Origin of the sequence: Dietzia sp. SYD-A1 (assembly GCF_015356725.1) — a bacterium.
In the GTDB taxonomy this organism is placed as follows: domain Bacteria; phylum Actinomycetota; class Actinomycetes; order Mycobacteriales; family Mycobacteriaceae; genus Dietzia.
This window is the reverse complement of sequence record NZ_JADDKI010000089.1, coordinates 1-11,990: the sequence shown is the minus strand read 5'-3', so window position 1 is coordinate 11,990 and position 11,990 is coordinate 1. Positions and strand designations below refer to the sequence as shown.

The window sequence follows — 11,990 nt, the reverse complement described above, 5'->3', positions numbered from 1 at the left end:
ACCCGCGAGAGGTGGATACGGGACGGGAGCGACCCCGCGGGGAGTCCTGTCCTGCGGCGCCTGGGCGGGAGGTGCGTCGAATCCGCCCCGCTCGGGCGACGTCGACGGTTCGGACCCTACCGGAGCCGGCTGCAGCGGCCTGACCGGCGCGCCGAGCGTCGCCTCAGGCTCGCCGACCACCTCGATCACACCGTCCGACCCCCTGGTGAGGATGGGGGCACTGGCGACCCCGACCATTCCGAGCTTCTCGGCGCGCTGCGCCAGGACCTCCGCCGACCGGGCGCGCTCGTTGGACGCCCGGAGCGCCTCCATGCGCTCGACGAGCTCCACGTTGGCGTCGCGCGCGTTCTTGAGGTCGTAGGTGTCCTGCGTCGTCTGCGCCGACAGCAGGAGAGTCCCGCCGACGCCCGTTCCGATGAGGAGGAGCATGACCACCACGAAGGGGATCCGACCCGCCAACTCGGCAGGACTCAGTCGTTCCGCGGGGACGACCACCGTCCTGCGCCCCCGCACCGAGCGGGTGACCGGCTTACGGCGCAGGCCCACCGCCCCGACGCCCGGGGGCCGCCCGGTCGGGGCGGTGGGCGCGCGCCGGGTATCTGAGCTGTCGGCGGGATCCGCCGTGTCGATGGTGCTCGTCATGGGGTTCTCCCGTCGATACGCCGGACGCATCGCACCCGGACCGAGGCCGAGCGCGGGTTGTGGTCGATCTCGGACTGTGACGCCTTCTCCGCCCCGCGGGTCACGGACTCGAACTCGGGGCCGTGCCCCGGCAGTTCCACCGGCAGTCCGGCCGGGGTGCGCGAGGCGGTCCGGAGGGTGAGTTCCCGCTTGACGATCTTGTCCTCGAGCGAGTGGTACGCCATGAACAGCGCCCGCCCGCCACGCCTCAGGAGGTCGAGGTACCCCGGTACCGCGTTCTCCACCGCCTCGAGCTCGGCATTGACCTCGATACGCAGGGCCTGGAAGACGCGCTTTCCGGGATGCCCGCCGGTGCGTCGTGCGCCCTGGGGAATGGTGTCGTAGAGGAGTTCGACGAGCTGGGCGCTGGACGAGATGGGATCGGTCTCCCGGCGACGCACTATGGCGGAGGCGATCTGTCGCGCGAACCGCTCCTCGCCGTAGACCCTGAAGATCCTCGCGAGATCGTCGCGCGGGTAGTCCGCCAGGATGTCGGCGGCGGTCGGCCCCGTGGTGGGGTCCATCCGCATGTCCAGCGGCGAGTCGACCGAGTACGCGAATCCCCGCTCTGCCACGTCGAGCTGCATGGATGAGACACCGAAATCGAGCAGCACCCCGTCGATCGCGGGCCCGGCGTCGTCCCTCGACTCCGCGGGAAGACTGCTCACGATCAGGTCGAGATCGTCGAACCGGGCGTGCACGGGAGTGAACCGGTCCCGGAACGCGGTGAGCCTCCGGGTGGCGATCTCGAGGGCGTCCGGGTCGCGGTCGACCCCGACGACCCGCAGGTCGTCGAATGCGGCGAGGAGGTGCGAGGTGTGTCCGCCCAAGCCCAACGTGCCGTCCACGATCACCGGCCTGCGGCCCGCTGTGGCGGCGGCGTCGACGACTGGCCGGAAGAGTTCGAGGGTGCGGTCGAGGAAGACGGGGACGTGGCCGAACCGGGCCGCGGCGCGGTCGGAGCCGGGCTCTTCCGCCATGTCGCCTCCCTCCCGTCCGGATGCCATCGGCTCTCCGGTTGTGGTGGAGCCCCCTGGTCCCCGTCCGGTACCCACCTGGCGTTGGGGAAGTACGCCAGGGTGGTGCCGGGCAGGGGCCGGGGGGCTCCGTCCGTCGTGCTCTCGTGCTGTCCACATGCCGTGCTGTCGAAATGCGCTCTCGACAGTGCGTTCTCGACCCCGGCGATCAGAATTCGATCCCCAGGGATGTGCCCTCCATCTCGGAGAACACGGGGAGGTTCTCCGCGCTGTAGCGGTCCCAGGCGTCTGCATCCCAGACCTCGAGGCGTTCCCCCAGGCCGTTGACCACGCAGTCCTTGCCGAGGCCCGCGTAATTTCGCTGACTCACCGGGATGGAGATCCGCCCCTGTGAATCGAGTTGTTGAACCTCCGCGCCACTCACCAGGAGCCGGAAGAACGCCATGTGCCTCTCGCTGAGGTTGGCGGTCGGCCGCACCTTTCTGACCAGCGCGTCGAACTCGCGCTCCGGGAAGACCGAGAGCGTGTTGGTGAACCACCCACACACCACCACCCCGTCCGACAGGCCTGGCCTGAACCTGGCGGGGATCGTCAGCCGTCCCTTGTCGTCGAGCTTGGGACGGTGCGTCCCGTACCCGACGAAGGCTCGTTCGCGCTCGGAGTCGTTGGGGTCGGTGTCGGTCACCCGCCACCTCCTGGGATCAGGCCCCTTCGAGCTCCTCGCATCCCCCACTGTACCCCACAATGCCCCACAAACAAGGCCTGCGCCCCACTTCTCCCCACCTTGGGAAGTCTTTGCAGTTCAGACCGCGCAAGAGCGGGACAACTCCGCTACCGGAACCTAACGTGGCGCACCCACACGGACGCATTTCCGGTGGTTGTCTGTGGTTGATGTGACTCGAGCGCATCCGTGGGATTACCGGACGGATGCTGGTGGGGCAAAGTGGAGAGCGGGGGCGCGAGTGGTGGGGACGGTCGTCGCCAACTCGCCCGCCGGACTCTCGGATGACATCGAGCAGGACGGTCGCCGAGACACGTGCGGAGCCACAGGAGTGGTTCGTCGCCAGAGAGGCGGAGCGGAGCGGGCCGGCGCTCGGAAGCGGGCCGATACCTCGGACACCGCTACCTCAGGAGCGGGCCCGAACCTCGCAAATAGGAGGGAGGGGCGAGCGCCGATGCGCTCGCCCCTCCCCGGAGCTCGTCAGACGTCGTGGCTACTGCTCGAACCGACGGCGGAAGCGGTCTTCCATGCGAGAAGAGTAACTCTGGCCTTCCGCCCCCTTGGTGGACGACTTCCCCGCACCCGGCACCCGGGTTCCACCGGAGGCCGCGGTCGACGACCCCGTGGAGGGCGCCGAACGAAGAGCCATCACACCGGCCGCGAACATCACGAGGAAACCCACCAGACTGAGGACGGGAAAACCGCCGGGCTTGAAGTCGAGCGCCAGCCCGCCCACTAGGAGCGCGACCCCCACGAGACCGAGGACCACTACTACACCGGCGGGTCGCCGACCACCGGCCCCACCGGTCTTTCGAACAGACGACGCGAACTTGGGGTCGTCGGCGTAGAGCGCATTCTCGATCTCGTCGAGCATGCGCTGCTCGTGCTCGGACAGGGGCACTGCGACCTCCTCAGAACGCTCGTGCTTACGAGCTCGGCCGGCTCGGCCGTGTGACGTGGACAGTCTACGGGGATCGGCCGGTCGAGGGTTCCTCCCATCATACGAGCGCAACGCGGTGGTGACCACCGCGATTCCGCGTGACGACGGGAAGCCTGCCCCACCCGTCGTCCACGGCGTCACGCCGCCGGCCCCAGAACCCCCAACCGCTCGTCCACCAGGTCCAGGAATCGGCCGACCGCCCAGAGGAAATCGTCCGCCATACAGTGTGAGACGTCGCGGGGCAGACCGTCCTCCACGGCGGCGGCGAGGGTCGAGTAACCGCCGAACGCGGAGGCCCATTCCGCCAATTCGGGCACTTCCGCGGCGAGTCTGTGCCAAACATCGGAAGGTCCACGACGACGCGGCCCCGGGGACACGAGCGCCGCCGCCGCCGACCTCGCCGCGCGGTACGACTCGAGAAACCGGTCGGCGGGGGACGTCGCGGCCACGGCCCGGCCCCGGTGGATCTCGGCGCGCTCCGCTCGACCGAGGAACCCGACGGCACCCCCGGCTGGCGTACGGACCGGCGTTCTCGAACCCATCTGCCCTGCACCTCCCCTTCTGCGGCTCACGGTATCGGCGGGGTACGACACAATCCCGGTCGCGAACGCGCGCACGTGATGAGATGGGGTGGATGGACACCGTGATCACCAGCCTGGACGCCGGCGAGTTCCGAGACCGACTGCCCGAGGCGCTCGGTGTCTACGTCGACGCCATGGGTTACCCGCCCCAGGTGATCCGATCCCGGGCCCCCGCGTGGATGGAGCACAGTCACCGAGACGGGTGGTCCGGGGTCGCGGCCTTCGAGTCGCCGCGTCGACGGTTTCTCGGTCACGCCCGTGGGCCGCTGGTGGCCATTTGTTATGGCTACCGGGGCGCCCCTGGTCAGTGGTGGTACGAGCAGGTCGCCCGGGGCCTGAGTGATCAGGGTCGACAGCTGCCGACGGATTATGTCGAACTGACGGAACTCCACGTATCCCCCCGTTATCAGGGGCGCGGGATAGGGACGGAGCTGCTCCGCCGCTTCCTGGCGGACCGTACGGAGCGATCCGTGCTGCTCTCGACCCCCGAGGTCCCCGAGGAGGCCAACGGGGCGTGGCGGCTGTACCGGTCGCTGGGCTTCTCGGATGTACTCAGGGCCTACAGGTTCGAAGGCGACGCCCGGCCCTTCGCCGTACTGTCGCGTCCGCTCCCCCTCACCCAGCACGGAGGCTCGCGTGAACAACCGTCATGACGTCGTGGTGATCGGATCCGGTCACAACGGACTCATCTGCGCCGCGTATCTCGCGCGGTCCGGCCTCGACGTCCACGTGGTGGAGAAGGACACGGTCCTGGGCGGTGCCACCTCCACGGTCGAGCGCTATCCCGGCCACCGCACGGATCGTGGATCGTCAGCGCACCTGATGATCCGACACACGGGTATCCCGGAAGAGTTGGACCTCGCCGCTCACGGCCTCAGGTATGTGGACTGTGACCCGTGGGGATTCGCCCCCGCCCCGCCGGGCAGCGACGACCCCCCGATCGTCTTCCATCGCGACCTCGACCTGACCTGCGCGAGTATCGCCGCCGCCTGCGGCGAGACGGATGCGCGCGCGTACCGCGAATTCGTCCGCCGGTGGGGGGTCCTGGCCGGACGGATGATGAAGGGGTTCGGCGTCCGTCCCACGGCGTCCCGACTGGGAGCGGCGTTCCTCGGTCGGGACGATCTCCGGGATCCCTTCGGCGCGGTCCAGACCTTCCTGTCCTCCGGCGACGCCCTGCTCGACCAGACCTTCACGTCCGAGCGGCTGAAGGCCGCCCTGTCCTGGTTCGGCGCGCAGTCCGGGCCACCGATGTCCCATGCCGGCACCGCGCCGATGATCGGCTTCGCGGCGCTCATGCACCAGACCCCTCCCGGCCGTGCGATCGGCGGGTCGGGCGCGCTCGCCGACGCGCTCGTGTCCGCCGTCCGTGCCGCTGGTGGATCGGTCACCGCGGGTGCAGGAGCGACGGCGATCCGCCGCGCGGGGTCCGGGTGGCGGGTGGAGACCGCGGGGGGCCGGTCACTGCACTGTTCGGCCGTCGTCGCGGCCTGTCACGTCCACACCACGCTCGACCTCCTCTCCCACGAACTCCCCGCGGCGAGACTCGACGCCTGGCGCCGGAGGATCCGCCCCGGGTTCGGGCTGGGGATGGTCGTCCGGCTGGGCACGACGGATCTGCCGCGTTACCCGGGAGTGCCCACGACGACCAGTTCGCACGGGCTGCAACTGCTCGTGACAGACCGTCGCCGACTCGACCACCGGTACGGGGTCGCCGCGGCCGGACGGCTCGACGCGGATCCCGCCGTCCTCGCGATGAGCTTCAGCTCGCTCGACCCCTCGCTCGCGCCGGCGGGCCGGCACGAGCTCACACTGTGGTCGCAATGGCACCCACGGCATCTCGCGGACGGGCGCTCCTGGTCGCAGGCGGGTCCCGGGGAGGCGGACCGGATCATCGCGGCCGCGGAGCGCTTCGCGCCCGGGCTCACCGACTCCATCGTCCACCGCCATGTCCAGACACCTCAGGACCTGGAGACCGAGCTCGGCCTGATCGGGGGCAACGTGATGCACGTGGAGATGTCCCTCGACCAGATGCTCCCCATGCGACCCCACCCGGATCTGGCCGGACACACCGTCCCCGGCGCCGACGGCGTGTTCCTCGCGGGCGCCTCCACCCATCCCGGCGGCGGCGTCATCGGCACGAGCGGCAGGACGGTGGCACGTCTCGTCGGTCGCCGACTCGGCACGTCGACGCGGCGTCGGCTCCGCACGCGGGCACAATGACGACCGTGATCGAACCGAGCGGCACAGCGACCAACCCCGTGACGGCCCCGCGCTCCCCCGCGGGCCGCCGGATCGTGGGCGTCACCGCCCTGGTGACGATGCTGTTCGTCCTCACCGGGTGTCTCCAGCTGAACGCGCAGATGAGTGTGCGGAAGGACGACACCGTCTCGGGTCGCATACTGGTGGCCGGTGACCAGCCGGCGCAGACGGCGGCGCTGGACCGGCTGTCGACTCCGTCCGGCCTGGAGCAGAAGGTGAGGATCACCGCCTACTCCGCGGACGGCTTCACCGGCAGGGAGATCTACTTCACCCAGCTGACCTTCGCGGAGGTCGACGCGTTGTCCCTGGCCATCGAGGTCGAGGGCGCCCGTCCCTACACCCTGGGGTTCCGGCGGAGCGGCGACACGGTGTCATTCACGGGCTCGGTGGACCTCTCGGGGATCCCCGCGGACCGCGCGGAGTCCGCGACCACGCGTGTGGACCTCACCTTCCCCAACCGTATCGGCGAGACTAACGGCACGCTCGGTGGGGGCAACTCCGTGAGCTGGACGCCGGCGCCGGGCTCCATCACCCGGATGCAGGCGTCCTCGTCCTACCCGGATCCCGCCACCCGCGGGTTCGCGGTATGGATGATCGTCGGGATCGGCGCGGCCCTGCTGGTGTCGATCGGGACGATCCTCGCCGCCCGGACCTCCCGCGCCCGCTCGGACCGCCTCGTGCGCTGACCCGCCCGGGCCCCCGCGACAGCGCGGGCACCCGCGACAGAACGGAGCGGGCGGTGTCAGACCCCGCTCGCCGCCACGTCCGGCGACGGGACCATCGAGAGATTGGCCAGCACCTCGTGGGTGGCGCGGGAGAAGTTCAGGGTGTTGAAGTGCAGGCACGGCACGCCCTCGGCGATCAGGCGCTCGCAGAGTTCCGTGGCGAACTCGATCCCCACCTCACGCACCGCGGCACGGTTCTCCTCGGGGCCGTCCCCCGCCGCCGTACGCAGCCTGTCGGACAGTCCGTCCGGCAGTGCGCACCCGGACAGCTCCACCATGCGGCGGACCTGACGCAGGCTCGTCACCGGCATGAGCCCGGGGATGACCGGTTTGACGGCCTGCTCCGGGTCCGCGGACTCCAGTCGATCCCGCAGGCGCAGATAGTGCTCGACATCCCAGAACATCTGCGTGATCGAGTACTCGGCGCCGGCGCGGAGCTTGTTGAGCAGGATCTCGGTGTCGTGATCGAGGTCGCGCGCCCGGTAGTGACCCTCGGGGAAGGAGGCGACGCCCACGTGGAGGTCACCGACCTCGTGGATCAGTCGGACGAGCTCCTCCGCGTAGTGCAGACCCTCGGGATGCGGCGTCCAGTCCCCGAGCGGGTCACCGGGGGGATCGCCCCGGAGCGCGAGGATGTTGGTGACCCCCACGTCGGCGTACATCTGGATCATCTCGCGTAGTTCGGCGATCGAATGGCCCACTGCCGTCAGGTGCGCGATGGGGACCAGGTCGGTCTCCCGGACCACCCTCTCCACCACCTTGACGGTCCGGTCGCGGGTGGAGCCGCCCGCACCGTAGGTGACGGACACGAACGCCGCCCCCAATTCGGAGAACACCGAGGCAGCGCGCCACAGACGGGCCTCCGCGGCCTCGTCCCGGGGTGGGTAGAACTCCACGGAGAACGGCACCCTGGGGGTGCGCGACGAGGCGATGCGGTCCACGATGCTCGGGTGTCGGTCGCCGCCCGCCGGTACGAGGTGGGGTAGCTGGGTCACCGGACCAGGGTAGCCCGACACGCGCCGGTCCCGACCCCCGCCCGGCGACTAGGATCACGGTCACGAGGGCTGCCGGGCGGCGGCGCCCCGAAGGGATGGTGACCGTGGTCACGGCGACTCGTCCGGACGACGCGCAACGGGTGCTCGGCGCCCTCCGCCGCCATCTCGACGAGCGGCGGCGGGTGGTGTCAGGGGTCGACGACCGTGTCGACGCCCTCGCGGGACGGTTGTCGGACTTCGTCCTCAACGGCGGCAAACGGATCCGACCCCGTTTCGGCCTGGCCGGGTGGTCGGCCGCGAGCCCGGCGGACGCGACGGTCCCGGATGAGATCCTCACGGCCTGCGCCGCACTCGAGTTGATCCAGGCCTGCGCCCTCATCCACGATGACATCGTGGACGCCTCGGACACCCGTCGCGGCCGACCGACGGTCCATCGTTCGATCGAGGCGACACACCGCGACCTGGGATGGTCCGGAGACCCCGCCCGGTACGGCGTGTCGCAGGCGATTCTCGTCGGGGACCTCGCACTGGCCTGGGCGGACGAGATGTTCGTGACCTCGGGCGTCGACCCCACCGCGCTCGGCCGCGCACTGGAGCCGTGGTACGCCATGAAGACCGAGGTGCTCTCGGGGCAGATGCTGGACATCCTCGCCGAGTCCTCCGGTGCGACCGACGAGGAGACGCCGGCCCGGGTCAACCGCTTCAAGACGGCCGCATACACGGTCGAACGGCCCCTGCACATCGGTGCCGCGCTCGCCGGGGCGGAGCCGGGCACCGTCACGGCGCTGCGCGAGTTCGGGGTGGCCGTGGGGCAGGCGTTCCAACTCCGTGACGACATGCTCGGCGTCTTCGGTGATCCGGAGGTGACCGGCAAGCCGTCCGGGGACGACCTCCGAGAGGGCAAGCGGACCCTCCTGCTCGCCCGCGGTACGGCGCTGGCGCCGACCGGGGAGGCGGAATTCCTGCTCTCGGTCCTGGGCACCGATCTCGACCCCGCCGATCTCGAGCGCGCGCGCCGGATACTGGTGGACTGCGGTGCGGTGGCCTCCGTCGAGGCGGAGATCGACACCTTCACGGTCCGGGCCCTGGACGCGATCGGTTCCGACGCGGTGAGCGAGCACGGTCGGGTCACACTCCGCGCCCTGGCCGAGGCCGCCACCCGTCGACGGTCGTGACGGTGGCGCCTGATCCCACCCCGGGGGCCGTCACGTCCCACGAGTCGGATCCGTCGGTGCCGACGCGCGCCGCCCGCTCGCTCACCTCTTCTGCGCGCTCGGCCCTCACCGGGCCCTCCGGTCCCGCGCTGTACCGCGGGATGCTCGGGTCCGCACTCCTGACGCTCGGGGGTTTCGGCGCCGGGGCACTGCCGGTGGACGGTGGACCCGCCGTCGCCGTCGGACTGCTCGGGTTCACCTTCGGTCACGGTGAGATCCTGGCGCTGACGCTGTGCTGGATCGGGATCGCGCTGCTCTTCAGCGGCTGGCTCGCGCTGGGACCGCGGGCGCTGTCCGGTCGGCTCCCCACGCGGGACGCGGTGTGGGCCACTGCGCTGTGGTCGCTTCCGACACTGCCCGCGGTGCCGATGTTCAGCCGCGACGCCTGGTCGTACCTCGCCCAGGGGGCGATGACCGCCGCGGGCGTCGATCCCTACGAGTTCGGTCCCGAGGCCAACCCGGGCGCGTTCTCGGACGAGGTCAGCCCCGACTGGCAGTCGACCGCCACTCCGTACGGTCCGCTCCACCTGCTGCTCATGAGGGGCGTGGTGGCCGTGTCCGGCGGCCACCCGGCGGTGGGGATCGTCATCCTGCGCGTCGCGGTGTTGTCCGCACTGGCCGCACTGACCGTTCTGCTCGTCATGGCCGCTCGCCGGACCGGCGTCGACGCGGCGGCCGCGGTCTGGTTGGCGTGCGCGTCGCCACTCGCCGTGATCCACCTGGCGGGCGGGCTGCACAATGAGATCTTCCCGCTCGTCGCCTGCCTCGGGGCGGTCGTCCTCACCCTCGACGGTCGCGTGACCTGGGCGGGGGCGGCGATCGGGATCGCAGTGGCCTTCAAGGCGACCGCCGTGATCGTGGCCCCGTTCCTGCTGTGGATCACGCTGTCGCGACGCCGCGACGACCCGGCTGTCGCCAGACCGACGCTCAGGGCGCTCGGCGACACGGCGCTGGCCGCGGCGGTCGGGATGGCCGTGCTCGGGCTGACCACCCTCGGGTCCGGCACCGGAGTCGGATGGTTCGACGCGATCGCCGTGTCCGACAGGGTGATCAACTACCTCAGCGCACCGACGGCGGCAGCGCATCTCATCCACGCGGTCACCGACTCCCCCGGGTTCGAGGACGTGCTGGCGGTGGCACGACAGGTCGGGCGGGTGGTCCTCGCCGTGGCGCTGGTGGCGGTGTGGTGGCTCCATCGCCGGGACCGGAGGACGGCGCTGCGGGGAATCATGCTGGCGCTGCTGGCCTTCGTCGTACTGAACTCGCTCGCCTGGCCCTGGTACTACGTGTGGGTGGCCGCGTTCTGGGTTCTGGCGAGGCCGGGGCCACGAGCCACCACCGCCGCGGTCGGAACGACCGTGTTCCTGGTCATGGCGATAGGACCCAACGGATCGACCAGCCTCTACAGCCCGGTGCTCTCCGGGGTCGCGGTGCTCGCCTCCCTGGCGGTGGCCGGGTGGTGGTGGCGGACCACCAGCGGGATCAGAACGCCATCGCCTGAGCGCGCCGGATGACCTCCCGGGCGCGGTGACCGTGGAGTGCGTCCGCGGGCCGACCCGGCAGGCTGTCGTCCTCCGTGAAGAGCCACCGCAGGATCTCCTCGTCGCGGTAGCCGCCGTCCCGCAGGACCGAGACGAGACCGGGCAGGAACCGCACCACCTCGTCGTCGTCGTCCAGGAAGACCGCGGGGACCACCACCACGCCGCCACGCTTGACGGCGATCAGTCCCCCCTCGCGCAGCAGGTCGTGTACACGGGTGACCGGGATCCCCAGTCGACTCGACACCTCGGGCAGATTGATCGTCTCGATGCCCCCGGGCAGGACGTCATCACAATGCGGAACGGTACTCACGGCGACCACGTTAGTCCCAGCGAGGCCCGGCGGTCACCACCGCGGGGACCCCTGCCGGGCGCGCCGCCCGGTCGCATGCCGATATCGCGACGCCGGCGGGCAGAATGGACTCCATGACCACTCACGACGGGCAGCTTCCAGGGCCGGGCACGGTGCTCGACGGGCGCTACCGGCTCGACGCCGTGATCGCCCGGGGCGGGATGTCGATCGTCCACCTGGCCACTGACGAACGGCTCGACCGTCACGTCGCCGTCAAGTTGTTGGATCCCGCCCTCGCCGGAGATCGGGCCTTCGTCGACCGGTTCACCCTCGAGGCCCGCTCGGCCGCTCGGCTGTCCGACCCGGGCATCGTCCAGGTCTTCGACCAGGGGGTCGAGGGGGACACCGCCTTCCTCGTCATGGAACTGGTCCCGGGCGGGACCCTGCGCGAGCTCCTCGACGAGCGCGGACCCATGCCCCCCTACGCGGCCGCCGCCGTACTGCGCCCACTGCTCGGCGCTCTGCGCGAGGCTCACGCGGCCGGGTTGGTGCACCGCGACATCAAGCCCGAGAACGTCCTCATCTCGACGACCGGTGCCGTCAAGCTCGCCGACTTCGGCCTCGTGCGTGCGGTGGCCGAGTCCAGAGCGACCTCCCGGAGTGTCGTGATGGGCACCGCCGCCTACCTCTCCCCCGAGCAGATCTCCGGAACCGACACCGATGGACGCTCCGACCTCTACTCACTCGGCGTCCTCGCCTACGAGATGCTCACCGGGGAACCCCCGTTCAGCGGGGACAACTCGATCGCCGTGGCCTACCGTCGCCTGGACACCGACGTCCCCGCCCCGTCCGACCAGTCCGATTCCGTGGCAGAGGACCTCGACCACCTGGTCCTCCGGGCGACGCGCCGCAGCCGCGAGGACAGGTACCCGGACGCGGCGGAGATGCTCGACGACCTCGACCGGGCCGCCGAGATCGGACGGTTCCCCACCTACGTCGTCCCCGCACCGCAGCAGTCGTCCTGGTCCAGGGCCCGGGCTGCCGCCGCCCGATCGGCGCCCGAC

At 70.8% G+C, this 11,990-nt stretch carries 13 protein-coding genes; 6 read left to right on the top strand and 7 right to left on the bottom strand.

Going from position 1 to position 11,990, the window contains the following annotated elements:
- The 5 genes from IY392_RS04620 to IY392_RS04600 form a co-directional block, all read right to left on the bottom strand.
- Positions 1-642, bottom strand: a 642-nt coding sequence (locus IY392_RS04620; RefSeq protein ID WP_194860631.1) for a hypothetical protein, incomplete at its 3' end; no start/stop codon positions are given.
- Positions 639-1,661: a 16S rRNA (cytosine(1402)-N(4))-methyltransferase RsmH gene (rsmH, locus tag IY392_RS04615; protein ID WP_107758055.1), complete on the bottom strand. Its 1,023-nt coding sequence runs from the start codon at positions 1,659-1,661 to the stop codon at positions 639-641. The genes IY392_RS04620 and rsmH, both read right to left, overlap by 4 nt.
- A 205-nt stretch (positions 1,662-1,866) precedes the next feature.
- The gene (locus IY392_RS04610; protein WP_107756210.1) at positions 1,867-2,343 is read right to left on the bottom strand and encodes a division/cell wall cluster transcriptional repressor MraZ; all 477 of its coding nucleotides are present in this window, start codon (positions 2,341-2,343) and stop codon (positions 1,867-1,869) included.
- A gap of 529 nt (positions 2,344-2,872) precedes the next feature.
- The gene (locus IY392_RS04605; protein ID WP_194860630.1) at positions 2,873-3,280 is read right to left on the bottom strand and encodes a DUF3040 domain-containing protein; all 408 of its coding nucleotides are present in this window, start codon (positions 3,278-3,280) and stop codon (positions 2,873-2,875) included.
- Positions 3,281-3,456: 176 nt separating this feature from the next.
- Positions 3,457-3,861: an SAV_6107 family HEPN domain-containing protein gene (locus IY392_RS04600; protein WP_194860629.1), complete on the bottom strand. Its 405-nt coding sequence runs from the start codon at positions 3,859-3,861 to the stop codon at positions 3,457-3,459.
- Between the two features lie 92 nt (positions 3,862-3,953).
- On the opposite strand from IY392_RS04600, the gene IY392_RS04595 reads away from it, so the two are divergent.
- From IY392_RS04595 to IY392_RS04585, 3 genes are read left to right on the top strand one after another with little or no spacing between them, the layout of a single operon-like run.
- On the top strand, positions 3,954-4,553 hold the full coding sequence (locus IY392_RS04595; RefSeq protein WP_107758054.1) for an N-acetyltransferase: 600 nt from the start codon (positions 3,954-3,956) through the stop codon (positions 4,551-4,553).
- The gene (locus IY392_RS04590) at positions 4,537-6,123 is read left to right on the top strand and encodes an NAD(P)/FAD-dependent oxidoreductase (RefSeq protein ID WP_194860628.1); all 1,587 of its coding nucleotides are present in this window, start codon (positions 4,537-4,539) and stop codon (positions 6,121-6,123) included. The genes IY392_RS04595 and IY392_RS04590 overlap by 17 nt, the downstream gene beginning before the upstream one ends.
- Positions 6,120-6,848: an LppM family (lipo)protein gene (locus tag IY392_RS04585; RefSeq protein WP_107756206.1), complete on the top strand. Its 729-nt coding sequence runs from the start codon at positions 6,120-6,122 to the stop codon at positions 6,846-6,848. The genes IY392_RS04590 and IY392_RS04585 overlap by 4 nt, the downstream gene beginning before the upstream one ends.
- A 56-nt stretch (positions 6,849-6,904) precedes the next feature.
- Here IY392_RS04585 and metF read toward each other — a convergent pair whose 3' ends face one another.
- Entirely contained in the window at positions 6,905-7,882 is a 978-nt protein-coding gene (gene metF, locus IY392_RS04580; RefSeq protein WP_194860627.1) for a methylenetetrahydrofolate reductase [NAD(P)H], read from the bottom strand.
- Between the two features lie 95 nt (positions 7,883-7,977).
- On the opposite strand from metF, the gene IY392_RS04575 reads away from it, so the two are divergent.
- Both IY392_RS04575 and mptB read left to right on the top strand, forming a co-directional pair.
- Positions 7,978-9,057 carry a polyprenyl synthetase family protein gene (locus IY392_RS04575; protein WP_107756205.1) on the top strand — a complete coding sequence of 360 codons (1,080 nt, stop codon included), beginning with the start codon at positions 7,978-7,980 and terminating at the stop codon, positions 9,055-9,057.
- A 2-nt stretch (positions 9,058-9,059) separates the two neighbouring features.
- On the top strand, positions 9,060-10,610 hold the full coding sequence (gene mptB, locus IY392_RS04570) for a polyprenol phosphomannose-dependent alpha 1,6 mannosyltransferase MptB (RefSeq protein WP_309234006.1): 1,551 nt from the start codon (positions 9,060-9,062) through the stop codon (positions 10,608-10,610).
- Here mptB and IY392_RS04565 read toward each other — a convergent pair.
- Positions 10,579-10,947, bottom strand: a complete 369-nt coding sequence (locus tag IY392_RS04565; protein WP_194860626.1) for an Rv2175c family DNA-binding protein — start codon at positions 10,945-10,947, stop codon at positions 10,579-10,581. The genes mptB and IY392_RS04565 overlap by 32 nt on opposite strands.
- 113 nt (positions 10,948-11,060) lie before the next feature.
- Here IY392_RS04565 and IY392_RS04560 point away from each other — a divergent pair.
- Positions 11,061-11,990: protein kinase (locus IY392_RS04560; RefSeq protein WP_375292888.1), on the top strand; the 930-nt coding region annotated here is incomplete at its 3' end.

Coding starts and splice junctions, on each gene's coding strand:
- rsmH (WP_107758055.1), bottom strand. CDS start 1,661: ATGGCGGAAGAGCCCGGCTCCGACCGCGCCGCGGCCCGGTTCGGCCAC.
- IY392_RS04600 (WP_194860629.1), bottom strand. CDS start 3,861: ATGGGTTCGAGAACGCCGGTCCGTACGCCAGCCGGGGGTGCCGTCGGG.
- IY392_RS04595 (WP_107758054.1), top strand. CDS start 3,954: ATGGACACCGTGATCACCAGCCTGGACGCCGGCGAGTTCCGAGACCGA.
- IY392_RS04585 (WP_107756206.1), top strand. CDS start 6,120: ATGACGACCGTGATCGAACCGAGCGGCACAGCGACCAACCCCGTGACG.
- IY392_RS04575 (WP_107756205.1), top strand. CDS start 7,978: ATGGTGACCGTGGTCACGGCGACTCGTCCGGACGACGCGCAACGGGTG.